Source organism: Paraburkholderia sp. EG287B (genome assembly GCF_040965595.1).
Taxonomy (GTDB): Bacteria; Pseudomonadota; Gammaproteobacteria; order Burkholderiales; family Burkholderiaceae; genus Paraburkholderia.
This window is the reverse complement of sequence record NZ_JBFRCG010000018.1, coordinates 193,302-217,150: the sequence shown is the minus strand read 5'-3', so window position 1 is coordinate 217,150 and position 23,849 is coordinate 193,302. Positions and strand designations below refer to the sequence as shown.

Annotated in this window: 21 protein-coding genes; 10 read left to right on the top strand and 11 right to left on the bottom strand. The window is 65.7% G+C overall.

Features of this window, described 5'->3' with window-relative positions:
- Window positions 1–410, top strand: a 410-nt coding sequence (locus tag AB4Y40_RS31350; RefSeq protein ID WP_368691165.1) for a type VI secretion system baseplate subunit TssF, incomplete at its 5' end; no start/stop codon positions are given.
- Window positions 410–766, top strand: a complete 357-nt coding sequence (tssJ, locus tag AB4Y40_RS31345) for a type VI secretion system lipoprotein TssJ (RefSeq protein WP_368691164.1) — start codon at window positions 410–412, stop codon at window positions 764–766. The genes AB4Y40_RS31350 and tssJ, both read left to right, overlap by 1 nt.
- A gap of 258 nt (window positions 767–1,024) precedes the next feature.
- On the opposite strand, the gene AB4Y40_RS31340 is transcribed toward tssJ, so the two are convergent.
- Together AB4Y40_RS31340 and AB4Y40_RS31335 are read right to left on the bottom strand one after the other, a co-directional pair.
- Window positions 1,025–1,885, bottom strand: a complete 861-nt coding sequence (locus AB4Y40_RS31340; protein WP_368691163.1) for a class I SAM-dependent methyltransferase — start codon at window positions 1,883–1,885, stop codon at window positions 1,025–1,027.
- 34 nt (window positions 1,886–1,919) lie between these two features.
- Window positions 1,920–2,903, bottom strand: coding sequence for a LysR substrate-binding domain-containing protein (locus AB4Y40_RS31335; protein ID WP_368691162.1), 984 nt, complete (start codon window positions 2,901–2,903; stop codon window positions 1,920–1,922).
- A 167-nt stretch (window positions 2,904–3,070) separates the two neighbouring features.
- Between AB4Y40_RS31335 and AB4Y40_RS31330 the strand changes: the two genes are divergently transcribed.
- The 7 genes from AB4Y40_RS31330 (at window position 3,071) to araH (ending at window position 11,902) form a co-directional block, all read left to right on the top strand.
- Window positions 3,071–4,822, top strand: coding sequence for an IlvD/Edd family dehydratase (locus AB4Y40_RS31330; RefSeq protein ID WP_368691161.1), 1,752 nt, complete (start codon window positions 3,071–3,073; stop codon window positions 4,820–4,822).
- Between the two features lie 75 nt (window positions 4,823–4,897).
- On the top strand, window positions 4,898–6,253 hold the full coding sequence (locus AB4Y40_RS31325) for an MFS transporter (protein ID WP_368691160.1): 1,356 nt from the start codon (window positions 4,898–4,900) through the stop codon (window positions 6,251–6,253).
- A gap of 40 nt (window positions 6,254–6,293) precedes the next feature.
- Window positions 6,294–7,223: a dihydrodipicolinate synthase family protein gene (locus AB4Y40_RS31320; RefSeq protein ID WP_368691159.1), complete on the top strand. Its 930-nt coding sequence runs from the start codon at window positions 6,294–6,296 to the stop codon at window positions 7,221–7,223.
- A gap of 56 nt (window positions 7,224–7,279) precedes the next feature.
- Window positions 7,280–8,209 (top strand): Gfo/Idh/MocA family protein, encoded by a 930-nt coding sequence (locus AB4Y40_RS31315; protein ID WP_368691158.1) that lies wholly within the window; start codon window positions 7,280–7,282, stop codon window positions 8,207–8,209.
- Between the two features lie 56 nt (window positions 8,210–8,265).
- Window positions 8,266–9,270 carry an arabinose ABC transporter substrate-binding protein gene (locus AB4Y40_RS31310; RefSeq protein WP_069265832.1) on the top strand — a complete coding sequence of 335 codons (1,005 nt, stop codon included), beginning with the start codon at window positions 8,266–8,268 and terminating at the stop codon, window positions 9,268–9,270.
- 55 nt (window positions 9,271–9,325) lie between these two features.
- Window positions 9,326–10,864 carry an L-arabinose ABC transporter ATP-binding protein AraG gene (araG, locus tag AB4Y40_RS31305; protein WP_368691157.1) on the top strand — a complete coding sequence of 513 codons (1,539 nt, stop codon included), beginning with the start codon at window positions 9,326–9,328 and terminating at the stop codon, window positions 10,862–10,864.
- A gap of 27 nt (window positions 10,865–10,891) precedes the next feature.
- Window positions 10,892–11,902, top strand: coding sequence for an L-arabinose ABC transporter permease AraH (gene araH / locus AB4Y40_RS31300; RefSeq protein ID WP_254315920.1), 1,011 nt, complete (start codon window positions 10,892–10,894; stop codon window positions 11,900–11,902).
- A gap of 66 nt (window positions 11,903–11,968) precedes the next feature.
- On the opposite strand, the gene AB4Y40_RS31295 is transcribed toward araH, so the two are convergent.
- From AB4Y40_RS31295 to AB4Y40_RS31260, 8 genes are all read right to left on the bottom strand, one after another.
- Window positions 11,969–12,694, bottom strand: a complete 726-nt coding sequence (locus tag AB4Y40_RS31295) for a FadR/GntR family transcriptional regulator (protein ID WP_110854758.1) — start codon at window positions 12,692–12,694, stop codon at window positions 11,969–11,971.
- A gap of 54 nt (window positions 12,695–12,748) precedes the next feature.
- On the bottom strand, window positions 12,749–13,558 hold the full coding sequence (locus AB4Y40_RS31290; protein ID WP_368691178.1) for an ATP-binding cassette domain-containing protein: 810 nt from the start codon (window positions 13,556–13,558) through the stop codon (window positions 12,749–12,751).
- On the bottom strand, window positions 13,558–14,571 hold the full coding sequence (locus AB4Y40_RS31285) for an ABC transporter permease (protein WP_368691156.1): 1,014 nt from the start codon (window positions 14,569–14,571) through the stop codon (window positions 13,558–13,560). The genes AB4Y40_RS31290 and AB4Y40_RS31285 overlap by 1 nt, the downstream gene beginning before the upstream one ends.
- Before the next feature lie 27 nt (window positions 14,572–14,598).
- On the bottom strand, window positions 14,599–15,702 hold the full coding sequence (locus AB4Y40_RS31280; RefSeq protein WP_368691155.1) for a sugar ABC transporter substrate-binding protein: 1,104 nt from the start codon (window positions 15,700–15,702) through the stop codon (window positions 14,599–14,601).
- A gap of 233 nt (window positions 15,703–15,935) precedes the next feature.
- Entirely contained in the window at window positions 15,936–17,075 is a 1,140-nt protein-coding gene (gene yjfF, locus AB4Y40_RS31275; RefSeq protein WP_133179089.1) for a galactofuranose ABC transporter, permease protein YjfF, read from the bottom strand.
- A gap of 32 nt (window positions 17,076–17,107) precedes the next feature.
- Complete coding sequence (locus tag AB4Y40_RS31270; protein ID WP_342922938.1) at window positions 17,108–18,145, bottom strand: ABC transporter permease; 1,038 nt, start codon at window positions 18,143–18,145, stop codon at window positions 17,108–17,110.
- A complete protein-coding gene (locus AB4Y40_RS31265; protein WP_368691154.1) occupies window positions 18,142–19,665 on the bottom strand; it encodes a sugar ABC transporter ATP-binding protein in 1,524 nt (507 codons plus the stop codon). Before AB4Y40_RS31265 ends, AB4Y40_RS31270 begins: the two co-directional genes overlap by 4 nt.
- Window positions 19,666–19,760: 95 nt before the next feature.
- Complete coding sequence (locus tag AB4Y40_RS31260) at window positions 19,761–20,711, bottom strand: ABC transporter substrate-binding protein (RefSeq protein ID WP_368691177.1); 951 nt, start codon at window positions 20,709–20,711, stop codon at window positions 19,761–19,763.
- Between the two features lie 286 nt (window positions 20,712–20,997).
- On the opposite strand from AB4Y40_RS31260, the gene AB4Y40_RS31255 reads away from it, so the two are divergent.
- On the top strand, window positions 20,998–22,740 hold the full coding sequence (locus tag AB4Y40_RS31255; RefSeq protein ID WP_368691153.1) for an IlvD/Edd family dehydratase: 1,743 nt from the start codon (window positions 20,998–21,000) through the stop codon (window positions 22,738–22,740).
- Window positions 22,741–22,786: 46 nt separating this feature from the next.
- On the opposite strand, the gene AB4Y40_RS31250 is transcribed toward AB4Y40_RS31255, so the two are convergent.
- Window positions 22,787–23,794: an NAD-dependent epimerase/dehydratase family protein gene (locus AB4Y40_RS31250; protein WP_368691152.1), complete on the bottom strand. Its 1,008-nt coding sequence runs from the start codon at window positions 23,792–23,794 to the stop codon at window positions 22,787–22,789.
- Window positions 23,795–23,849: the final 55 nt, after the last annotated feature.

The window sequence follows — 23,849 nt, the reverse complement described above, 5'->3', positions numbered from 1 at the left end:
ACTACCCGGGTTACGACTGGCGCGTGCTTGGGCACTACGCCGCGAATGGTGCGAATGAATTCAACCGGATGCTGATGGAAGGCGCGCCGGTACTGCGCGAGATCCTCGAACTCTACGACTGGACGCCGGACGATGCGGTGCCGCAGCGCATTGACGCGATCAGGACCGTGCATTTTTCCCAGGACCAGGAAATCCTGCGAAGCGGCTATGTGTTGCGGATTGCATGTATCCACGTTGACCTTGACCCAGGCGGCTTCGATGGACCCGGCGACGCGGTGCTCTTCGGCGACGTGCTGAGATACTTCCTCGGGCGCTACGCAAGTATTCAGTGTTCCATGCAACTGGTGCTGAGCATCGGCGGCAAGGAGACGGTCTATCCGCGCACCGATTTCACAGGGGCGTCATTCTGATGTGTAGCAGGATCATACGGGCCGCGCTCGGCGTCGGCCTCGCGCTCGCCGTCTCGGCGTCCGGCATGTGGCAGTCCGTCAAGGACGGAACGGTCGCGGCGACGCAGGCCGTGTTCGAGACGAAGGTCAAGCAGATGAACCTCACCGTTGCGGCGCGTAGCGCGCTGAATCAGGATACGCGCGGCGTATCGCTGCCGGCCGTGCTGCGCATCTACCAGCTCAAGGACGACAAGCCCTTTGCGACGGCGACCTACGCGCAGTTACTAGCAGGCGGCGATGCGCTCAAGGCCGCGACGCTGTGGAGCCGCGACCTGACGCTCCGGCCGGGGCAGACATTGAAGGTGACGGCGAGGTAAGTTCGGCCAGACGGCTGAGCAGTTGAAAAGATTCAGCTATACGGCAAACACGCCGGCTGAGGGGGCGTCAACTCGTGCTCCGTCGAATCCAATGGGACGACGTGTCGATACCGCACCGGACGTTCAGTCTTTCTCCAAACGACGATCCGCAAGTCATCGCACCGCCCGCCCAGCTCGCTGACCGATTCACCGGCCGCGCGCCTGCGGCTGAGTGCGCAAAAAGCCCGCTTTCCGCAAACAGCCTTCGACGACCCCGCCTCAAACCGTCGCCACCAGAATCGACTCCCCGCTAGCCGGCTTCAGCCCATCGCTTCGTCTTGCGAAGTAACGCGCAGTGAGATCCGCGGTCGAAACATGGCGCGCCGCGCGCAACCCCGCTTCGCTTGCCAGCGCAAGCATCTCGTCCGGCGCAAAAAAGCTCACGAACGGCGTACCCGCCGCCTTCGCGCGTTCATACACGGCGGCATGCTGCGAGCGCTCGGGCTCGTCGATGAGTTCGAGCGGCAAAAGGAAGGTCATGACGAGCGTCGAGCCCGGTGCGAGCTGCGCGATCTGCCGCAGCGTCGCGAGGTTCGCTTCGCGCGTGAGATACATGGAAACGCCCGTCGAGGCGATCACCGCGGGACTCGCGGCATCGAACCCGGCCGCGGCGAGCCGATCCCACCACGTTTCGCCGCCTTCGAAATCGACCGGCACGAAGCGCAGCCAGGCCTGCTCGCGATACCCCAGCTCCATGAGCCGCTGACGTTTCCATGCCTGCGTGCCCGGCTTGTCCACTTCGTACACGTGCAGGCGCGAGGCGATTTCGGGGTGGCGCTGCGCGAACGTGTCGAGTCCCGCGCCGAGAATCGCGTACTGCCGCGCGAGCCCCTTCGCGGTCTGCTCGGCCACGAGGTCCTCGACAAACCGTGCCCGCCCGACGATCGAAGCACGATAGCCGCGCGTCCCTTCCGGGTGCATATCGGGCCGCTCGCGCCAGTTCGTTTCCGGCGCGGCGATCTGCATGCCGGTTTCGTCTTCGAGCACGTGGGGCGCATCGTCGACCTGGACGTGCAGCGCGCGCCACAGCGCGACGCGAATGGCGGTGCTGTCGGGAGCGGCGGGATGGCTGGCGGGCATGGTTCGGTCCTCTAGCGCGGGTTTCGTCGCACGATTATCGCGCGCCTGGCTCGCCGCCGTGCGTGCCGTAAATGTCGGCGCTCACCTGCCGCAGCGCCTCGATCATCACGCTCGCCGCCGGCGTGAGGAGGCCGTCCGCACGCGTGATGATGCCGAAGTCGTCCATCTGGCAATCCATCGGCACGGGCAGGATCGCGACCATGCCGTGCGCCGCGTAGTAGCGCGCCACGTCCTCGGTGAGCACGGCGATCATGTCGCTTTGCTCCAGCACGCGCGTGATGAACAGCAGCGCGGGCGTCTCGACCACGTTCGATGGGGGCGCGAGGCTCGCACGCTGGAACATCAGCTCGAAGCGGTGGCGCAGCACGCTGCCGACCGGCGGCACGACCCAGGTGGCGCGCGCGATGTCGGCGAGCGCAATCGGCCGGGCTTCGTCCTGCGCCGCCGCGAGCATGGGGTGCCCGGGGCGGACCACGGCGCACACGGGCTCGCCCGCGAGCGGCTCGTAACGCAACTGGAGCTTGTCGTGCTCGGCGGCAAGGCGGCCCAGCACCACGTCGAGCTTGTCTTGCGCCAGGTGTTCGAGCAGCACGTTGCTGGCGTCGATCTCCACGGAGACGCGCAGGTTCGCATGCGTGCGCTTGACCGCCGCAACGGCCGCCGGCAGCACGCGCACGCCCGGCGAGGTGATCGCGCCCACCGCCACGTGGCCCAGGCGCCCGGCCTTGAGCGCGCTCAGTTCCTCCTGCGCCTGGTCCAGGCTGCCGAGCACGGCGCGCGCGTGGCGGATCAGCGCGTCGCCGTATAGCGTGGGCCGCATGCCGCGCGGCATGCGCTCGAACAGCACCGCGCCGAGCATGTCCTCGAGCTCGCGCAGGAGCTTCGAGGCGGCGGGCTGCGTCATGTTCAGCGCCGCCGCCGCGCGGTGAATGTTGCCTTCCTCCGCCAGCGCCACGACGAGGAGCAGTTGCCGCGTTTTCAGCCGCGTGCGTACGTACCAGGGGCTCGTATCCAGCATGTCTCCGCCTGATTTCCCAAATAGTTTTAGGTGTTTATACTAATGCCGATTTCGATATCGGAAGCGTCCATTATTTCATTAGAAGGTTATCAGACTTCTCCCTAGACTGTCCCGAATCCATCGCTCTAAGCACTCGGCGAACTAACTCGCTCTACACAACGAACACGATGTCGGATACCAAACCCAAACTGCGCTCCCAAGAGTGGTTCGGCACCACGGACAAGAACGGCTTCATGTACCGAAGCTGGATGAAGAATCAAGGCATTCCCGATCACGAATTCGATGGTCGCCCGATCATCGGCATCTGCAACACCTGGTCGGAACTCACGCCCTGCAATGCGCATTTCCGCAAGCTCGCCGAGCACGTGAAGCGCGGCATTTATGAGGCGGGCGGCTTCCCGGTCGAGTTTCCGGTGTTCTCGAACGGCGAATCGAACCTGCGTCCCTCGGCCATGCTTACGCGAAATCTCGCCTCCATGGACGTGGAAGAGGCGATTCGCGGCAACCCCATCGACGCCGTCGTGCTGCTGTGCGGCTGTGACAAGACCACGCCCGCGCTGCTGATGGGCGCGGCGAGCGTGGACGTGCCCGCCATCGTCGTGACCGGCGGCCCGATGCTCAACGGCAAGCACGAAGGCCGTGACATCGGCTCCGGCACGGTCGTCTGGAGGTTGCACGAGGAACTGAAGGCGGGCGAGATCAACCTGCACCAGTTCCTTTCGGCCGAAGCGGGCATGTCGCGCTCGGCGGGCACCTGCAACACCATGGGCACCGCCTCGACGATGGCCTGCATGGCCGAATCGCTCGGCGTTTCGCTGCCGCACAACGCGGCGATTCCCGCCGTCGATTCGCGCCGCTACGTGCTCGCGCACATGTCGGGCATCCGCATCGTGCAGATGGCGCTGGAAGACCTGAAGCTCTCGAAGGTCCTCACGCGCGAAGCGTTCGAGAACGCCATTCGCACCAATGCGGCGATTGGCGGCTCGACCAACGCCGTGATTCACCTGAAGGCGATTGCCGGGCGCATCGGCGTCGATCTCGAACTGGAAGACTGGCAGCGCATTGGCCGCAACACGCCGACCATCGTCGATCTGCAGCCGTCGGGCCGCTTCCTGATGGAGGAGTTCTATTACGCGGGCGGCCTGCCGGCGGTGCTGCGCCGGCTCGGCGAAGCGAACCTCCTGCCGCATCCCAATGCGCTCACGGTCAACGGCAAGTCCATCTGGGACAACGTGCGCGAGGCGCCCAACTACAACGACGAAGTGATCCGTCCGCTCGACAACCCATTGATCGCAGACGGCGGCATCTGTATCCTGCGCGGCAATCTCGCGCCGCGCGGCGCCGTGCTCAAGCCTTCGGCGGCCACGCCCGAATTGCTCAAGCATCGAGGCCGCGCCGTGGTGTTCGAAAACTTCGACCACTACAAGGCGACGATCGCCGACGAGTCGCTCGATGTCGACAAGGACTCCATCCTCGTGATGAAGAACTGCGGCCCGCGCGGCTACCCCGGCATGGCCGAGGTCGGCAACATGGGCCTGCCGCCCAAGCTGCTGCGCCAGGGCGTGAAGGACATGGTGCGCATTTCCGATGCGCGCATGAGCGGCACGGCTTACGGCACGGTGGTCCTGCACGTGGCGCCCGAAGCGGCGGCGGGCGGGCCGCTCGCGGCGGTGCGCAACGGCGACTGGATCGAGCTGGACTGCGAATCGGGTCGCCTGCATCTGGACATCAGCGACGAGGAACTCGCGCGCCGTCTGAGCGATGTCGATCCGGCGGCCGCGCCCGGCGTGGCGGAGCAGCTGGGCAAGGGCGGCTATGCGCGCCTTTACGTCGATCATGTGCTGCAGGCCGACGAGGGTTGCGACCTCGACTTCCTCGTGGGCAAGCGCGGGGCGGCGGTGCCGCGGCATTCGCACTGAGCGGTTGATGCAATGAGTCAGGGCGCGCCGGCGCCCTGAGCGCGGCAAAAGAGAAGAAGCGAGCTTGGAGACACGATGACGAACCCGCAGGTGCTGCAACACGAAAGCCCCGCTGCACTGGCAAGCGCCAGCAGCGAGGAAAGGCACATCGTCGGCCATATCGCGCGCCGGCTGCTGCCTTTTCTCGCGCTGATCTACGTGGTGGCGTACGTCGATCGCACCGTGGTCGGCTTCGCGAAGCTGCACATGAACGCGGCCGTGGGCCTTTCCGACGCCGCCTACGGCCTGGGCGCAGGCCTCTTCTTCATCGGTTATTTCCTCTGCGAAGTGCCGAGCAATCTCGCACTTGCGCGCTTCGGCGCGCGCGTGTGGTTCGCGCGCATCCTCTTCACGTGGGGCGTGATCACGATGCTGATGGCGCTCGTGAGCGGCCCGAAGAGCTTCTACGCGCTGCGCTTCCTGCTGGGCGCGGCCGAAGCGGGTCTCTACCCCGGCATTCTGTATTTCCTCACGCAGTGGTTTCCCATGCGCCACCGCGCGCGCGTGATCGGCATGCTCGTGCTCGCGCAGCCCATCGCCGGCATCGTCACGGGCCCGATCGCGGGCGCGCTGCTCGAAACGCACGGCTTTTTCGGCATGTCGAACTGGCAGACGCTCTTCGTCGTGAGCGGCCTGCCCGCCGTGCTGCTGTGCATTCCCACGCTGCGTCTGTTGCCCGAATCGCCCGCGCACGCGCGCTGGCTCGACGACACCGAGCGCCGCTGGATCGCGCGCGAACTCGCCGCCGACCAGCGCGCCTACCAGCTCGACACGCATCGCAACCCGTTTAGCGCGCTCAAGGACCGCCGCGTGCTGCTGCTTGCGCTGCTGTTCCTGCCGTTTCCGCTGTGCATCTATGGTTTGTCGCTCTGGTTGCCTACCATTATCAAGGCGTTCGGCGTGAGCGATTCCACGGCGGGCCTGCTTTCCGCGGTGCCGTATCTGTTCGCGGTGGTGGGCCTGCTGATCGTGCCGCGCCATTCGGACAAGCATCGCGAACGCTACGGCCACATCGTCGTGGTCTCGGGCGTCGCGGCGCTGACGATGGCCGCGAGCGCGTGGTTTCACGCGCCGGCGCTGCAACTGCTGTTCATCTGCCTGACCGCTTTTTCGATCTACTCGATTCAGGCCGTGGTCTGGGCGCTGCCCGGCGAGTTCCTCACCGGCGCGAGCGCGGCCGTGGGGATCGCGACGATCAACTCGCTCGCGAACCTCGGCGGCTATCTCGGCCCCTATGGCATCGGGCTCATCAAGGACGCGACGGGCAGCCTGGCGGCCGGGCTTTACTTTCTCGCGGCCACGCTGGTGTTCGCGGTGCTCGTGACGTTCGCCGTGCGCGCGGTGCTGCGCAAGCCCGGGCGCGGCGCTGCAGAGCTGGCGAGCGAATCGTGAAGGCGCGGCCTGACACCCTTTCTCAAGCAGGACTGAAGACATGACTACGAGCCGTACGCCCCGCTTCCGGGGCATTTTCCCCGTCGTGCCGACCACGTTCACCGAAACGGGCGAACTGGATCTGGCAAGCCAGAAGCGCGCCGTCGATTTCATGATCGAGGCCGGTTCCGACGGCCTGTGCATTCTCGCGAACTTCTCGGAGCAGTTCTCGCTCTCCGACGACGAGCGCGAACTCATCACGCGCACCGTGCTCGAGCACGTGGCGGGCCGCGTGCCCGTGATCGTGACGACCACGCACTACGGCACGCCGGTTGCCGCCGCATGCAGCAAGCGCGCGCAGGAGCAGGGCGCGGCGATGGTGATGCTCATGCCGCCGTATCACGGCGCGACCTTCCGCGTGCCCGAGCAGCAGATTTACGACTTCTACGCGCGCGTGTCGGATGCGATCGACATTCCGATCATGATCCAGGACGCGCCCGCGAGCGGCACGGTGCTTTCCGCCGCGTTCCTCGCGCGTATGGCGCGCGAGATCGGGCAGGTCTCGTACTTCAAGATCGAAACCCCGGGCGCGGCAAACAAGCTGCGCGAGCTGATCAAGCTGGCGGGCGAGGCCGTCGAAGGCCCGTGGGACGGCGAAGAAGCCATTACGTTGCTCGCGGACCTGAACGCCGGCGCGACCGGCTCGATGACGGGCGGCGGCTTCCCGGACGGCATTCGCCCGATCATCGTCGCCCACCGCGAAGGCCGCGCCGACGACGCATTCGCGCTTTACCAGAAGTGGCTGCCGCTCATCAATCACGAGAACCGCCAGGCGGGCATGCTCGCCTGCAAGTCGCTGATGAAGGAAGGCGGCGTGATCGAGTGCGAACTGCCGCGCCACCCGCTGCCCGCGATGCATCCCGCGACGCGCGCCGAGCTGATCGATATTGCGCGCCGCCTCGATCCGCTCGTGCTGCGCTGGGGCAAGTAAATCATTCGTCATGCAGAATAAAAAATCTCCCTGAAAAGAAGGGGCGGAGATACGTCATGAAAGCGTCCTATACGTTGGGTATCGTCGGCGTCGGCAAGATTGCGCGCGACCAGCATCTGCCCGCCATCGCGGGCAATTCGGGCTTCGAACTCGTTGCGGGCGCGAGCCGCAACGCGCAGGTCGAGAACGTGCGCAACTACAAGGACATCGGTGCGCTGCTGGCCGCCGAGTCCGATCTCGACGCCGTCTCGCTGTGCGCGCCGCCGCAGGTGCGTTACGCGCAGGCGCGCGCCGCGCTCGAAGCGGGCAAGCACGTGATGCTCGAAAAGCCGCCCGGCGCGAGCGTGAGCGAAGTCGAGGCGCTGCGTGAACTCGCGCAAAAGCGCGGCCGCACGCTGTTCACCACGTGGCATTCGCGCTGCGCGAGCGCCGTCGAACCCGCGCGCGCGTGGCTCGCCGAGCGCACCATTCGCGCCGTGCACGTGCGCTGGAAGGAGGACGTACGCCGCTGGCATCCGGGTCAGCAGTGGATCTGGGAACCGGGCGGCCTCGGCGTGTTCGATCCGGGCATCAACGCGCTGTCGATCGTCACGCGCATCCTGCCGCGCGAAGTGCTGTTGCAGGGCGCGACGCTGCATGTGCCGAGCGATTGCTCGACGCCCATCGCGGCGGAACTCGATTGCATCGACACCGATGGCGTGCCCGTGCGCGCCGAGTTCGACTGGCGCCACGGTCCGGTCGAGCAATGGGAAATCGATGTGGAAACCACGGACGGCCTGCTCTCGATCGCGGAAGGCGGCAAGCGCCTCGCGATTGCGGGCGAGCCGGTCGCGCTCGACGCGGAACGGGAATATTCGGCGCTCTATGAGCGTTTTCACTGGTTGATCGCCCACGGCACCGACGACGTGGACGTGCGCCCGCTGCGCCTCGTGGCGGACGCGTTCCTGCTCGGCAGGCACGTCGAAGTCGAGGCCTTCGGCCACTAACGACGCTTCTTTCAAGCATTACACACGCAGCACACCACACCTGAGGAGACAGGAGCATGACCAGCAAGATTCGCCGTTTGACCCTTCGTGCCGCATTCGCGGCGATGTGCATTGCCCCGCTCGGCATGAACGTGGCGGCGCACGCCGACTCGCCCGTGAAGATCGGCTTCCTCGTGAAGATGCCGGAACAGGCATGGTTCATCAACGAGCAGAAGGCCGCCACGGCGCTCGGCCAGAAGGAGAACTTCTCGGTGGTGAACATCGGCACGCCGGACGGCGAGAAGGTGCTTGCCGCCATCGACAACCTCGGCGCGCAAGGCGCACAAGGCTTCGTGATCTGCGCGCCGGACGTGCGTCTCGGACCGGCCATCCAGGCGCGCGCCAAGCGCTACAACATGAAGTTCGTGACGGTGGACGACCAGCTCGTCGACTCGTCGGGCAAGCCGATCGCCAGCGTGCCGCACCTCGGCATGTCGGCGCTCAAGATCGGCAATCAGGTCGGTCAGGCGATCACCGACGAAATGAAGCGCCGCGGCTGGAAGCCGGAAGAAGTGGGTGCGCTGCGTATCACCGACTATGAACTGCCCACGGCGAAGCTGCGCACGGACGGCGCGACGCAATCGCTGCTGGCCGGCGGCTTCAAGAAGGAAAACATCTTCGACGCCCCGCAAAAGACCACCGACGACGAAGGCGGCTTCAATGCGGCGTCGCCGGTGCTCGCCCAGCATCCGAACATCAAGAAGTGGGTGGTGTTCGCGCTCAACGAAGAAAGCGTGCTGGGCGCCGTGCGCGCGACCGAACAGCTGCACATCCCGTCGGCTGACGTGATCGGCGTGGGCATCAACGGCGCAGGCGAAGCGTTCGCCGAGTTCCAGAAGAAGCAGCCTACGGGCTTCTACGGCACGATCGCCGTGAGCTCGACGAACCACGGCAAGGAAAGCGCCGAGAACCTCGTCGAGTGGATCCGCGACGGCAAGCAGCCGGCCGCCGACACGCAGACCACCGGCAAGCTGATGACGCGCGACAACTGGACGGCCGTGCGCAGCGAGCTGGGTATCTAAGCACTGCGTAGAAGACTGAGGCGAAGCAAAGGGCAGGGATGCAATGACTGAAACCATGACTGACGCGAACGTGCAGGCGAACGCGGTGAAGGGCGCTCAACAGGGGAATCGCGCGTATCTGGAGCTCGACGGCATTACCGTGAGCTTCCCGGGCGTGCGCGCGCTCGACCGCGTGGCGCTGGAAGTGCGTGCCGGCGAAGTGCACGGCTTGATGGGCGAGAACGGCGCGGGTAAATCCACGCTGCTCAAGGTGCTCTCGGGCGTGAACCAGCCGCAGGAAGGCACGCTCGAGCTGGGTGGCGTGGAGCACCGCTTCACGACCACCAAGGCGGCGCTCGAAGCGGGTATCGCGATCATCTATCAGGAACTGCATCTCGTGCCCGAGCTGACGGTGGCGGAAAACCTGATGCTCGGGCAGTTGCCCAACCGCCTCGGCGTGCTCGACGAAGGCACGCTCGTCAAGCGCGCGATGGATGAACTCAAGCGGCTTGGCGAGCGCATCGATCCGCGCATGCCGGTGAAAAACCTCTCCATCGGCCAGCGCCAGATGATCGAAATCGGCAAGGCGCTCATGCGCGACGCGCGCGTGATCGCCTTCGACGAACCGACCAGCTCGCTCTCGGCGCGCGAGACGGAGAACCTCTTTCGCATCATCAACGCACTGCGCGCGGATGGCCGCGCGATCATCTACGTCACGCACCGCATGGACGAGGTCTATGAGCTCTGCGACCGCGTGACGGTGTTCCGCGACGGCAAGCGCATCGAAACGTTCGACTCGGTGGCCGATCTCGACCGCAATCGCCTGATCGCGGCGATGGTGGGCCGCTCGATCGAGGACGTGTACGGCTATCGCCCGCGCCAGGCGGGAGACGTGCTGCTCGAAGCGAAGGGCCTGCTGGGGCCTGGACTGGCCGAGCCGGTGTCGTTCGCGGCGCGGCGCGGCGAGATCGTCGGCTTCTTCGGGCTCGTGGGCGCCGGGCGCTCGGAACTCATGAAGCTGATCTACGGCGCGACGCGCGCCAGCGCGGGCCACGTCGAACTCGACGGCAAGCGTGTCAATTTCGCAAGCCCGCGCGACGCCGTGCGCGCGGGCCTCGCGCTCTGCCCCGAGGACCGCAAGCAGGAAGGCATCGTGGCGATCGCCTCGGTGGCCGACAACCTCAACATCAGCGCGCGCCGCCACTTCAGCCCCGCGCGCTTCCTGCTCGATGCGCGGCGCGAGCGCGATCTCGCGCAGGACTACATCAAGAAGCTCGCGATCAAGACGCGCAACGGCGACACGGCCATCGGCACGCTTTCGGGCGGCAACCAGCAGAAGGTGATTCTGTCGCGCTGGCTCGCCGAACGCATCGAGGTGTTCCTGATGGACGAGCCCACGCGGGGCATCGACGTGGGCGCGCGCGCCGAGATCTACAACCTGCTGTACGAGCTCGCCGAAGCGGGCAAGACCGTGATCATGGTGTCGAGCGATCTGGCCGAGGTAATCGGCGTGTCGGACCGCATCATCGTCATGCGCGAAGGCCGGATCGCGGGCAGCCTGCCGAAGGCCGAAGCCTCGCCCGACGAACTGATCAAGATGGCGCTGCCGCGCTGAAATCCCTTTTGTAACGATGAACCAGAAATGAGTGAAGCCATGCAGCCACAGGGCACGCCTACCGTCAACGAAGCCGCCGCGCCGATTACCCCCCAGCGCGCGCGGGCCTGGGACATGATCAACAAATCGGGCATCGCGGTGGTGTTCGTGGTGCTGTTCGCGGTGCTATCCGCCACGGTGCCCGACTTCCTCACGACCCGCAACATTCAGGGCCTGCTGCTCTCCGTCACGCTGATCGGCTCGATCGCCGTCACGATGATGTTCGTGCTCGCACTCGGCGAGGTCGATCTTTCGGTCGCCTCGATCGTGGCGTTCGCGGGCGTGGTGGCCTCCACGGTCATCACGCAGTCGCATAGCGTGCTGCTCGGCATTACGGCGGGCGTGCTCGCGGGCGGCGCCGTGGGGCTCGTGAACGGCGTGCTGATCGCGCGCTTCAAGATCAACTCGCTGATCGCCACGCTCGCGATGATGGAAGCGGTGCGCGGCCTCGCGTTCCTCACCTCGAACGGCGACGCCGTGATGATCTCCGAAGAGCGCTTCTTCGATCTGGGCGGCGGCTCGTTCCTCGGCATCTCGTTCCCGATCTGGAGCAACATCATCGGCTTCGTGGTGTTCGGTTTCCTGCTCAAGAAGACGGTGTTCGGCAAGAACGTGCTCGCGGTGGGCGGCAATAGCGAAGCGGCGCGGCTGGCCGGCCTGCCGGTCACGCGCATCAAGATCACGGTGTTCGTGCTGCAAGGGCTCATTACGGGCTTTGCGGGCGTGATGCTGGCCTCGCGCATGAGCCTCGGCGACCCGAAGACCTCGGTGGGTCTCGAGCTCGGCGTGATCTCGGCCTGCGTGCTGGGCGGCGTGTCGCTCACGGGCGGCGTGGCGACGATCTCGGGCGTGCTGGTGGGCGTGCTCATCATGGGCTCGGTGCAGGACGCCATGAGCCTCATGAACGTGCCGACGTTCTATCAGTACCTGATTCGCGGCGGCATTCTGCTGCTCGCGGTGCTGTTCGACCAGTACCGCCGCAGCAAACGCGCAGTGTGAGGGAAGGGCACGTCGACGCGCCGCAATGCGCCGCTGGCGCGGCGGCGCGTCAGTAGTCGGCGGGCCTCAGGTTTCCAGCCCCGCCCCGCCCAGAATCGACTTGGCGTCGGCGCGCGCATTGTCGAGCTGCACGACGCTCGCCTGCCGTGCCGCAAGCGCGTCGCCGTGCTCGATCGCCGTGAGAATCGCCTTGTGGCGCGGCAACGAAAGCGCATGCGTGTTGGGATGGCGGCTCGTGAGCTTGATCGACTCGGAAAGCGCGAGCGAGAGCATGTTGCCGATGTACGCCAGCATGTTGTTGTGCGTGGCCGCCATGATCGCGCGGTGGAATTCCAGATCGGGCTCGAGCAGGTCGGCAGCGGTTTGCGCCTGCTCCATGCGCGCGTAGGCCGCGGTAATGCGGGCGCGGTCTTCGTCGTTCGCTGAAATCGCGGCGAGCGCGGCGGCGGCGGGCTCGATGATCTGCCGCACGGTCATGAGCGAGCGGAAGAACTCGCCTTCGGGAATGCTGTTGACGGTCCAGTACAGCACGTCGGGGTCGAGCATGTGCCATTCTTCGCGCGGCCGTACGACGCTGCCCACGCGCGGCTTCGAAACCACGAGGCCCTTGGCGACCAGCACGCGCGTGGCTTCGCGCAGCACGGGGCGGCTCACGCCGTAGGTTTCGCACAGCGTGGGTTCGGGCGGCAGGCGCTGCCCTGGGGCGAGCGTGCCGCCTACGATCTGCATGCCGAGCTCCTGCACGATGCGCGCGTGCATGCTCTTGCGTTTCTCTAGATTGCGGTAATCCATGATTGTCCGGCCGGGGGCTACCCGATCGGAGCGTCCCCCTGATTGTGGGAACCACTACGCGCTGGTGGCGCGCATGGCCCGATATTCCCGCCGCACGATATCCATCAGTTCAGCCACCGATGTATTGGCGCTGTGCTGCTCGTATGTCACGCGGCCTCGCTGCATCAACATGATGCGATCCGCAATATCGAGCGTCTGCGCATAGTTGTGCATGATCATGATAATCGATAGGCCGCCTTTTTCCTTCAAACGCATGATGAGATCGATGATCAGACCCGCTTCGCGCGCTCCCATCGCGGCGAGCGGCTCGTCGAGCAACAGGATCTTTGCGTTCGAATGCACGGCGCGCGCCACCGCGATCGCCTGGCGCTGACCGCCCGAAAGCCGCTCCACAGGCAGGTCCACGGAAGGCACGTGCACGCCGATGTCGTCGAGCAGCTGCGCCGCGCGCTGGCGCATCTGCTTGTGGTCGAGCAGTCTGAAGGGCCCGCGCCGCACGATCTCGCGGTTCAGGAACATGTTGTGGTAAATGCTCAGCGAATTGGCGAGCGCGAGGTCCTGATAAACGCATTCGATGCCGAGCGAGCGCGCATGGTCCACCGAGCGCAGCAGCGTTTCGCTGCCGTCGATCTGCAGCGTGCCGCTCGTTTGCTGGTGAAAACCCGTGAGGATTTTCACGAGCGTGGACTTGCCCGCGCCGTTGTCGCCGAGAATGCCGAGGATTTCGCCGCGGCCTAGCGTGAGCGACACGCCGTCGAGCGCCGTGACCGCACCGAAGCGCTTGACGATGTTGTCGCCCCGCACCGCGAGCGGCGCGTTGGCCGTGGCGGTCGCGCCGCCGGGGGAGGCTTGCGATTCGTCCATCATCGGCTCCCTTTGCGGCGCAGGCGCCCAACGTGGATGTTGAAGACCATGGCGGCGAGAATCGCGGCGCCGAGGATGATGTTGAAGGTGAACGCGTTGATGCCGATGAGCGTGAAGCCGTCGTTGAGAATGCCGAGCACCGCCGCGCCGATCAGGCCGCCCACGATCGTGCCCGAGCCGCCCGTGAGCGGCGTGCCGCCGATCACGGCCGAAGCCACGGCGAGGAACATGATCTGGTTGCCGCCCGCCTGCGGGTCGATCGAGGTGATGCGAAAGCCTTCCAGAATGCCGGTGAAGCCCGCGAGCACGGCGGCAATGATGAAGTTGCCGAGGCGCAGCCGGTTCACGTGAATACCGGCCTCGCTCGCGCCCAGCGGATTCGCGCCGGCCGCTTGCGTATGCAGGCCCCAGCGCGTGTGGCGCAGCAGCACGTGCATGGCAAACGCGATCACGATCGTCCAGAGGATCTCGCTATAGCCCCACGCGCCCATGAAGGCCGCGAATTCGGGCGAGCCCGGCGTCTGCACCGGCGTGCCGCGCGAAATGGTGAGCGTGATGCCGTTGATGAGGAAGAGCGTGCCGAGCGTCGTGACGAACGAGGGCAGGCGCAGCCACACGGTCACGGCCCCGTTCACGAAGCCGACGATACCCGCGGCCACGAGCCCCGCGATCACGGCGAGCCACATGGGCGCGCCCGCATCGTTGGCGAACACCATCATGAACGGCGCGAAGGCGAACACCATGCCCGCCGAGAGATCGATGTCGCCGCCGATCATCAGCATGATTTCGCCGAATGCGATGATCGCCACCGGCGCGATGAACTGCGAGAGGTTGACGAGACTCGCGTTGGTGAGCAGGAAATCCCGGTTGGAAAATTCGAAGTACGCCGCGAGGATCATTGCCACGAGCAGAATACGCAACTCGGGCGCCCACGCGGAGAGCCATTGCCCGCGCGGGCGGGCAGCAGCCCGCGCGGAGACTTCAGCCTTGCCAGTTTCGTTCACAGAGTTCATCACTCGTCGTTCGTTACGCGCTGTTTGTTAAGACTTGATCGCACCGCTCATCGGCACGATTTGCGGCTTGGTGGTCTTGCCTTCGAAACGCGTCGAGGTGTTCAGGTACGGCTCGACCGTTTCCTTCGTCACGAACTTCAGGCCCGTGTTGGTGTCGGCGGGGCCGACCAGACCGCCCGAGGCGAGTGTCACGAACGCCTGCATCACCGTGTAGAAGCCCTGCACGTACGGCTGCTGGTCGATCGTGAAGTCGAGATAGCCTTCGTGAATGAGCTGGACCGTGGTCGGCAGCAGGTCGAAGCCGCCGCCGTGCACGCCTTTCGAAGGCAGGTTGTTTTCCTTCATCACCTGCGCGACGCCCTGCGTGCTGCCCGCATCCACGGCGAACATGCCCTTCAGGTCCTGGTGGCCCAGGTAGAACGACTTGATCTTCGAAAGTTCTTCGTTGACGGTCGCGCCCGTGGCCACGGTCTGGATCTCGATCTTCTTGCCGGACTTCTTGATGGCGTCGCTCGCGCCGTCCAGACGCGGCTGGATATTGAGCTGGCCCGGGGTGGCGATGAACAGGCCGACGAGGCCGCTGTCGATCAGGCTCACGATGCGCTCGCCCATCTGGTAGCCCGAGAGATACAGGTCCTGGCCGATATAGGCGAGGCGCGGGTTCTTCTTGCCGCGCGGCGCGTCGGCGTTATAGGCGAACACCGGAATGCCCGCGTCGAGCGCCGCCTGAATGGGCTTGTCGAAGGCGGTGGGGTCGACGATCGGCACCGCGATCGCGTCGGCCTTCGCGGCGATGGCCGCGTTCACGGCACGCACCATTTCGCCCGCGTCGGACGTGGCCGAGCCGGTCCACTGGTAGTCCATGTTGAGCAGCGAGCATGCGTCCTGAATGCCGTATTGCGTTGGCACGAAGAACGGATTCGTGGTGACGTGATTGACGAACACGATCTTCCACTTCTTGTGCGAAGGAAAGCCCGATTCGGCGGCCTGCGCCGTGGAAATGAAGCCGCCGCCGCCCACCGCACCGAGCAGCGAAAGCGCCGCGCCCAGTCCCGCACCCTGCATCAGGCCGCGCCGGCCCGTGTCGATCAAGCTCTTACCGTCTTTTGCGTCATCCCGATCCTGCGCCATGTTTTCCTCCGGTCTTGTCATCGTGGTCGATGTAGGCGACTTTTCGTCGAAAAGCGTGCAGATACTGGCCAGTACCGGGGGAACGCGCGAGACATCCGCAGCGAACATGAGTTCGCCAGGCGCCGACGGTACCGCAAAAATCTTAGTGCAGCGTGATGAGGCCTCCTAATCCATGTATACCCCTAACTACTCCATAGGCCCTGCCGTGGCGAGGATCGTCCATGACAAGCGGCTTACGCACCGCCTTTCGCCTCCTGCATGTGCGGCGGCGGGCTGGCGAGCTTGGCCTGATCCATCGGCGCGGCGGCTTGCGGCCGCGTGGTGCGCGGCGCACCGCGTCCCGTGCCGGTGGACTTGCGGCGCGCGGCGTGGCGCTCGGTGGCGCGCTGCATGAGGCAGAACGCGCAGAGCAGCGCGCCGATCACGATACGCGTCCACCACGAGCTGAGCGTGCCGTCGAAGGTAATGAGCGTCTGGATCGTGCCCAGAATGCCCACACCGAACACCGAGCCGATCACATAGCCCACGCCGCCTGTGAGCAGCGTGCCGCCGATCACGGTCGCGGCGATAGCGTCGAGTTCCATCCCCTGCGCCTGCAGCCCGTAGCCCGAGAGCACGTAGAGCGTAAACACCACGCCGCCGAGCGCCGAGCAAAAGCCCGAGAGCGCGTACACGCCGATCTTGGTGCGCGCCACCGGCAGGCCCATGAGCAGCGCGGAGCGCTCGTTGCCGCCGATCGCATAGACGTTGCGCCCAAAGCGCGTGAAGTGCGCGATGACGATGCCCGCGGCGAGCATGGCGATGGCCGTGAGCGAACCCGTGGTGAGCGAGCCGCTGCCTACCGGAATGTTGAATTCGGAGAGCGCGTGGAAACCGGGGTCGTTGATCTGGATGGATTCGGTGGTGATGAGAAAGCAGGTGCCGCGCGCGAGGAACATGCCTGCGAGTGTGATGATGAAAGGCTGCAGCCGGAAGAAGTGGATCAGCGCACCCATTGCCGCGCCGTAGAGCGCGCCGCAGAGCAACACGAGCGGCACGACGACGAGCACGGGCCAGTGCAGCTTCTCGGTGCCCACGGCGCAGAGAATCGTCGTGAGCGCGACCACGGCGCCTACCGAAAGATCGATGCCGCCCGAGATGATCACGAATGTCATGCCGATGGCGACGATCAGCAGGAACGCGTTGTCGACCAGCAGCCCGAAGGCCACCTGAAGCGAGAAGAAGCCGGTGTACATGACCGAGCCGAAGCCGAACAGCACGGCAAACAGCACGACGGTCACGACGATGGGCAGCACGCGCGGATCGACGAAGCGGGTGGCGCCGCGCCGGCACGCTGCGAGCGTGTTCGAAAAGGACAGGGCAGGGCGGTTCATGCTCGGCTTCCCCCGAATGGGTGTATGGCGACTCAGGCGCGCGCGCGGCGCGCGAGCGCGATGCGTTTGAGTTGTTGAAAAGCGAAGGTGCGCGCGGCGGGCGACTGGATCAGGCACACCAGCAGCACGACCACGGCCTTCACGACGAGCGTGGCCTCGGGCGGCACGCCGATCGAATAGGTGGTGTAGGTGAGCGTCTGGATGATGAGCGCGCCGAGCACCGTGCCCGCGAGACTGAAGCGCCCGCCCAGCAGCGACGTGCCGCCGAGCGTCACGGCGAGGATGGCGTCGAGTTCGAGCAGCAGGCCCGCGTTATTGCCGTCGGCGCTGCGTACGTTCGAGCTGATGAGAATGCCCGCAATCGCGGCGGTCACGCCGCAGAACGCGTACGCGCCGAACACCACGGCTTGCGACGACAGGCCCGCAAGGCGCGCGGCCACCGGATTCACGCCGATCGAGCGGATGAACAGGCCGAGCGCCGTGCGGTTGACGATGAGGGCAGTGAGCACGGTCACGGCGAGCGCAATCCACACGGCGCACGGGATCAGCGCGAAATAGCCGCCGCCCGCGAACAGATAACCGGGCGCGCCGATGGGGATGATCTGGCCGCCCGTGAGCAGCTGCGCCACGCCGCGGCCCGCCACCATCAGGATGAGCGTGGCGATGATCGGCTGCATGCCGACGAACGCGACGAGCAGCCCGTTCCAGATGCCGGCGAGCAGGCCCACCGCGAGCGCCGCGCCGAACGCCAGGCCCACGCGCGAAGGATCGGCGGCGAGCACCGTGGCGGCCGCCGCACCCGCGATCGCCACGACGGCGCCCACGGAAATGTCGATGCCGCGCGTGGCGATCACGAGCGTCATGCCGAGCGACACCACGACGAGCGGCGCGGCGCGCATGAGGATGTCGATGGGCGCGCCGAACAGGTGGCCGCCCAGCATCGTGATCGAGAGGAAATTGCCGCGATGCACGACATCGACGACGAACAGCGCGATGAGCGTCACCGCGGGCCACACCAGCGGATGCCGGATGACGAGCGAAAGCCAGGCGGGCAGGGCGGGGCGCGTCATCGACGGTCTCCGGCAATGAGGTCGTAGACTTCGTGCTCCGAGCGCGCCGCGCCCGAAAGCTCGGCCACCTTGCGCCGGTCGCGCAGCACGGCGATGCGGTCGGAGACACGCACCACCTCGCTGATCTCCGACGAAATGAACAGGATGCCGAGGCCCTTTGCGCAGAGCGCGCGCACGCGGTCCATGATCTCGAACTTGGCGGCCACGTCGATGCCGCGCGTCGGTTCGTCGAGGATCAGCAAACGCGGTTTGGTCGCGAGCCAGCGCGCGAGCAGCACCTTCTGCTGGTTGCCGCCCGAAAGCAGGCCGATGGGCTGTTCGGCGTCGCGCGCCTTGATGCCGAGCTGCTCGATATATTCGTTGGCCAGTTCGCGCTGGCGCGAGCGCCGGATCATGCGCCACCAGCCGAGTTGCGCCTGCAGCGCCAGCACGATGTTTTCGCGGATCGACAGATCGGCGACGATGCCTTCCTTCTTGCGGTCTTCGGGGCAATAAGCCATGCCGTGGCGCACGGCGTCGCGTGGCGAAGAAAGCTTCACGGCCTTGCCGTTGATGTGCACCGTGCCCGCATCGGCCTTGTCCGCGCCGAACAGCAGGCGGGCGGTCTCCGTGCGGCCCGAGCCGAGCAGGCCAGCGAGGCCCAGAATCTGGCCGGGCTGTACTTCCAGATCGAGCGGATTGAGCACGCCGCGGCGCGCCACGCCTTGCGCCGCGAGATACGGCTCGGCGTTCGTCGCCACCGTCTCGCCGTGCGCCGCTTCGGCTTGCGTGAGCCGCTCGCCCGCGTTCTGCAGGCCTACCATCTTCGCGACCAGCGTTTGCACCGGTAGATCGACGGCGAGATATTCGCCCTCGCGCTCGCCGTTGCGCATCACCGTGATGCGATCGGAGATCGCGTAGGTCTGCTCCAGAAAATGCGTGACGAACAGGATCGCGATGCCCGACGCTTTCAGCTTGCGCAGCACCTCGAACAGGCGCGCGACTTCGCCTTCGTCGAGGCTCGAAGTCGGTTCGTCGAGAATGAGGATGCGCGCATCGACGGACACCGCGCGCGCAATCGCCACCATCTGCTGCATGGCGATGGGGTAGGTGTCGAGCGACTGCGTGACGTCGAGCGAAAGATTCAGTTCCGCGAGCGCTTCTTCCGCCCGGCGATGAATCGTTTTCCAGTCGATCAGGCCGAGGCCGCGCTTGCGCGGCTGGCGGCCCGCGAAAATGTTCTCCGCCACCGAGAGGTTCGGGCAGAGATTGACTTCCTGGTAGAGCGTCTGGATGCCGGCGGCCTCCGCCATCTGCGGCGTCGGGAAGTGCACCGCCTCGCCCGCGAGGCGTATTTCGCCCGCCTCGGGCTGGTGCACGCCGGTCAGCACGTTGATGAGCGTGGACTTGCCGGCGCCGTTCTGCCCCATCAGCGTATGGATTTCGCCGGGGTACAGACGAAAATCGACCCGGTCGAGCGCACGCACGCCGGGGAAGGTTCGGGTGAGACCGACGGTTTCGAGTATCGGGGAAACGCTCATGGGCAACCGTGAATGAGGCCAGAGCGCGCGGGGTGCTATGTAAACCCTTTAAATACTAAGGGTTACGAAGCACACCGCGCCGCTTGCAGCGAAGTTTAGTACTTGCGCGACGGGAGCACCTGCGCCGCCACGTCCTCCGGGAACACCGTTTCGTTCGTCACGATGCGCTTGGGCAATTGCTTGCCCGCCACGACGTCCTTCACGGCGCTCATGAGCTGCGGCCCGAGCAGCGGGCTGCACTCCACATCGACGTTCATCTTGCCGGCGATCATCGCCTGGAAGCCGCCCTTGGTGGCGTCGAACGACACGACACTGATGTCCTTGCCCGGCTTCATGCCGGCTTCTTCCATGGCCTGGATCGCGCCGAGCGCCATGTCGTCGTTATGCGCGTAGACGACGTTGATCTTGTTTCCATACGTCTTCGCGAACGCTTCCATGACCTGCTTGCCGCCGGCGAGCGTGAAGTCGCCGCTTTGCGACGCGATGATCTTGAACTTCGGATCGTTCTTGATCACTTCCATGAGGCCCGAGTGACGGTCGTTGGCCGGCGCGGAACCCACGGTGCCCTGCAGCTCGACGATATTGATCGGGCCGGGGTTGTCCTTGTAGTGATCCTCGAGCCACTTGCCCGCGCGGCGGCCTTCTTCCATGAAGTCCGAACCGATCATCGTCACGTAGAGCGACTGGTCCTTCACGTCGATGTTGCGGTCCGTGAGGATCACGGGAATCCTGGCGCGCTTGGCTTCCTGCAGCACCGGCTCCCAGCCCGATTCCACCACGGGCGAGAACGCGATCACGTCCACCTTCTGGGCGATATACGAGCGGATCGCCTTGATCTGGTTTTCCTGCTTCTGCTGGGCGTCCGAGAACTTGAGGTTGATGCCGGCGTCTTTCGCGGCCTGTTTGACCGACACCGTGTTGGCCGTGCGCCAGGCGCTTTCCGCGCCGACCTGCGCAAAACCTAGCGTGATCTGCTTGTCTTCGGCGTGGGCGACACCCGCCGCCAACGAGAAAGCGGCCGCCGCAGCGACCAACCCGCTTACCATGCGTGTTGCCAGTTTCATGCGTGTCTCCGATGTAGCTCTGCGCGTTGTATTTCTTTAATTCATGGCGCTACACCCGCGTCCATCACGGCCGGACAGTATCACGAGAAGTATCGCGCCATCCCTGGCCTCCGGTTATATCCTCTCGGTATACCGTTAGCCGCCCCTGCTGACCACAATAGACAAACTATATGCAACGGCCGGAACGGATTCGATTAGCGTTTTCCCGATAATCGCAGTCCATATAGTCATGCTATTTATAGGACTTTCTCACTAAGTGGGCAAAGCCATGAACACCCGTAAGCCCAAGCTTCGCTCGGCCGCGTGGTTCGGCACCACGGATAAAAACGGCTTCATGTACCGGAGCTGGATGAAGAACCAGGGAATACCGGATCACGAGTTCGCCGGCAAGCCGATTATCGGCATTTGCAATACGTGGTCGGAACTCACGCCCTGTAACGCGCATTTTCGCAAGCTCGCCGAGCACGTCAAACGAGGCATCTACGAAGCCGGCGGATTTCCTGTCGAGTTTCCCGTGTTCTCGAACGGCGAGTCGAACCTGCGGCCCACGGCCATGTTCACGCGCAACCTCGCTTCGATGGATGTTGAGGAATCCATACGAGGCAATCCGGTCGATGCCGTCGTGCTGCTGGTGGGCTGCGACAAGACCACGCCCGCACTGCTGATGGGCGCGGCCAGTTGCGACGTGCCTGCGATTGCCGTGACCGGCGGCCCGATGCTCAACGGCAAGCACGAAGGGCGCGATATCGGTTCGGGCACGGTGGTGTGGCAACTGAGCGAGCAGGTGAAGGCGGGCAAGATTTCGATCCACGAGTTCATGTCGGCGGAGTCGGGCATGTCGCGCTCGGCGGGCACCTGCAACACCATGGGCACGGCTTCGACCATGGCGTGCATGGCCGAAGCGCTGGGCGTCACGCTGCCGCACAACGCGGCGATTCCGGCCGTGGACGCGCGCCGCTACGTGCTCGCGCATATGTCGGGCATGCGCATCGTGGAGATGGCGCTCGAAGACCTGCGCCTCTCGAAGCTGCTTACGCGCGCGGCGTTCGAGAACGCCATCCGCACGAACGCGGCGATCGGCGGCTCGACCAATGCGGCGATCCACCTGAAGGCGATCGCGGGACGCATCGGCGTGCCGCTCGAACTCGACGACTGGACGCGCATCGGACGAGGCACGCCGACCCTCGTCGACCTGCAGCCTTCGGGCCGTTTCCTGATGGAGGAGTTCTATTACGCGGGCGGCTTGCCCGCCGTGCTGCGGCGCCTCGGCGAAGCGAACCTGCTGCCGCATCCCGATGCGCTCACGGCCAACGGCAAGACGCTGTGGGAAAACGTGCGCGAAGCGCCCATTCACAATGCCGAAGTCATTCGCCCGCTCGACAATCCGCTCGTGAAAGACGGCGCGCTGTGCGTGCTGCGCGGCAATCTCGCGCCGAATGGGGCGGTGCTGAAGCCGTCGGCGGCCACGCAGAAGCTGTTGAAACATCGCGGCCCCGCCGTGGTGTTCGAAAACTTCGACGACTACAAGGCGCGCATTGGCGACCCCGGTCTCGACGTCACGGCCGATTCCGTGCTCGTCATGAAGAACTGCGGGCCCAAGGGATATCCGGGCATGGCCGAGGTGGGCAACATGGGCCTGCCGCCCAAGCTGCTTGCGCAAGGCGTGACCGACATGGTGCGTGTGTCGGATGCGCGTATGAGCGGTACTGCGTATGGCACGGTGGTGCTGCACGTGGCGCCTGAAGCGCGCGCGGGCGGCCCGCTCGCGATCGTGCGCGACGGCGACTGGATCGAGCTGGACTGCGAGAAGGGCGTGCTGCGCGTGGATATCAGCGACGAGGCGATCGTCGCGCGACTCGACGAGTGGGCCGCGAACCAGCAGCCCATTCCCGCCGATCGCAGCGGGTATCGCAAGCTTTATGTCGAGCACGTGTTGCAGGCCGACGAGGGCTGCGACTTCGACTTCCTGGTGGGCTGCCGCGGCTCGGACGTGCCGAGCCACTCGCATTGAGATTCGGAATCCGTATCAAAGCGCGCGGCGCAGGCAAACGTAACCCTTAAGCTGCCTTCGGCGCGCGCTCGTCGGCGCCGAGGCAGTTCAGGCCCATGAGCGTCGCCTCGACGGCTTCGTCGAGCGGCGTATGCGGCTCGTGCCCGAGTTCGCGGACGAGGCGGGCGTTGTCGAGCTGCAACGGCTCGCTCCACAAATAGCGCATCTCCATCAGTTCGCGCAGCGTCGTCACGAACGGCGAGATCGCGCGCATGAAGGCCCAGGCGAAGGGCTTGCTTTGCGGCTTCAGACCGTGGCGCCGGGCGACGCGGCAGATCGCTTCGACGAACTGCGAGCCATCGGCATCCCAGTGGCCGGCCATGTGGAACACCGCGAACGCGGGCAGCGTGTCGCGCCGTTCGATCAGCTCGAGCATCGTGCGCGCGACGTCGGGCACGTACGACCACGCGTGGCCCACGCCGCGCGTCCCCGGCTGGCGCACGACCTGCACCGGCTCGTCACGCTTCACGATCCCTTGCGCAAACCAGCTGTTGCCCACGTGCGGCCCGAAAAAGTCGCCCGCGCGCACGACGATCGAGCGCACGCCATACTCGCTCGCGGCCCGCATGCGCCGCTCCAGTTCCACGCGAATCGCGCCCTTGCGCGTGAGCGGCTTTTGGGGCGAATCTTCACGCAGCACCGGGAAGCTGTCGGGCCCGAAGTTGTAGACGGTGCCCGGCAGCACGACGGTCGCGCCCACGGCGGCCGCGGCGGCGAGCGTGTTGTCGATCATCGGCAGCACGACCTGCGCCCAGCGCCGGTAGCCCGGCGGGTTGACGGCGTGCACGATCACCGCGCAACCCCGCGCCGCGCGTACCACCGCCTCGCGCGAGAGCACGTCGCCGTCGAGCCATTCGATGGCGCCGGCCGCCGCCGCGCCCGGCGCACCGCCGCGCCGCAGCGCGCGGACTTGCCAGCCGGCGTCGAGCAACTGGCGCGCGACTTCGCTGCCGATTCCGCCGCTTGCGCCGAGTACGAGTGCGCGGTTCTGTCGATTGATGGGGGTGGCGTTCATGCGGGTTCTCCTGACGGGTGAGCTGTGATGAGGGGCATTCTGCGCCGCTTGCCGT

What these genes read in the sequence shown, in the direction of transcription:
- AB4Y40_RS31335 (WP_368691162.1), bottom strand. Translation starts at nt 2,903, where the DNA reads ATGCTGGATACGAGCCCCTGGTACGTACGCACGCGGCTGAAAACGCGG.
- araG (WP_368691157.1), top strand. Translation starts at nt 9,326, where the DNA reads ATGACTGACGCGAACGTGCAGGCGAACGCGGTGAAGGGCGCTCAACAG.
- AB4Y40_RS31260 (WP_368691177.1), bottom strand. Translation starts at nt 20,711, where the DNA reads ATGGTAAGCGGGTTGGTCGCTGCGGCGGCCGCTTTCTCGTTGGCGGCG.
- AB4Y40_RS31285 (WP_368691156.1), bottom strand. Translation starts at nt 14,571, where the DNA reads ATGAACTCTGTGAACGAAACTGGCAAGGCTGAAGTCTCCGCGCGGGCT.
- AB4Y40_RS31255 (WP_368691153.1), top strand. Translation starts at nt 20,998, where the DNA reads ATGAACACCCGTAAGCCCAAGCTTCGCTCGGCCGCGTGGTTCGGCACC.
- AB4Y40_RS31325 (WP_368691160.1), top strand. Translation starts at nt 4,898, where the DNA reads ATGACGAACCCGCAGGTGCTGCAACACGAAAGCCCCGCTGCACTGGCA.
- AB4Y40_RS31330 (WP_368691161.1), top strand. Translation starts at nt 3,071, where the DNA reads ATGTCGGATACCAAACCCAAACTGCGCTCCCAAGAGTGGTTCGGCACC.
- AB4Y40_RS31295 (WP_110854758.1), bottom strand. Translation starts at nt 12,694, where the DNA reads ATGGATTACCGCAATCTAGAGAAACGCAAGAGCATGCACGCGCGCATC.
- AB4Y40_RS31270 (WP_342922938.1), bottom strand. Translation starts at nt 18,145, where the DNA reads ATGACGCGCCCCGCCCTGCCCGCCTGGCTTTCGCTCGTCATCCGGCAT.
- AB4Y40_RS31315 (WP_368691158.1), top strand. Translation starts at nt 7,280, where the DNA reads ATGAAAGCGTCCTATACGTTGGGTATCGTCGGCGTCGGCAAGATTGCG.
- AB4Y40_RS31290 (WP_368691178.1), bottom strand. Translation starts at nt 13,558, where the DNA reads ATGGACGAATCGCAAGCCTCCCCCGGCGGCGCGACCGCCACGGCCAAC.
- AB4Y40_RS31265 (WP_368691154.1), bottom strand. Translation starts at nt 19,665, where the DNA reads ATGAGCGTTTCCCCGATACTCGAAACCGTCGGTCTCACCCGAACCTTC.
- tssJ (WP_368691164.1), top strand. Translation starts at nt 410, where the DNA reads ATGTGTAGCAGGATCATACGGGCCGCGCTCGGCGTCGGCCTCGCGCTC.
- AB4Y40_RS31320 (WP_368691159.1), top strand. Translation starts at nt 6,294, where the DNA reads ATGACTACGAGCCGTACGCCCCGCTTCCGGGGCATTTTCCCCGTCGTG.
- yjfF (WP_133179089.1), bottom strand. Translation starts at nt 17,075, where the DNA reads ATGAACCGCCCTGCCCTGTCCTTTTCGAACACGCTCGCAGCGTGCCGG.
- AB4Y40_RS31340 (WP_368691163.1), bottom strand. Translation starts at nt 1,885, where the DNA reads ATGCCCGCCAGCCATCCCGCCGCTCCCGACAGCACCGCCATTCGCGTC.
- araH (WP_254315920.1), top strand. Translation starts at nt 10,892, where the DNA reads ATGAGTGAAGCCATGCAGCCACAGGGCACGCCTACCGTCAACGAAGCC.
- AB4Y40_RS31310 (WP_069265832.1), top strand. Translation starts at nt 8,266, where the DNA reads ATGACCAGCAAGATTCGCCGTTTGACCCTTCGTGCCGCATTCGCGGCG.
- AB4Y40_RS31250 (WP_368691152.1), bottom strand. Translation starts at nt 23,794, where the DNA reads ATGAACGCCACCCCCATCAATCGACAGAACCGCGCACTCGTACTCGGC.
- AB4Y40_RS31280 (WP_368691155.1), bottom strand. Translation starts at nt 15,702, where the DNA reads ATGGCGCAGGATCGGGATGACGCAAAAGACGGTAAGAGCTTGATCGAC.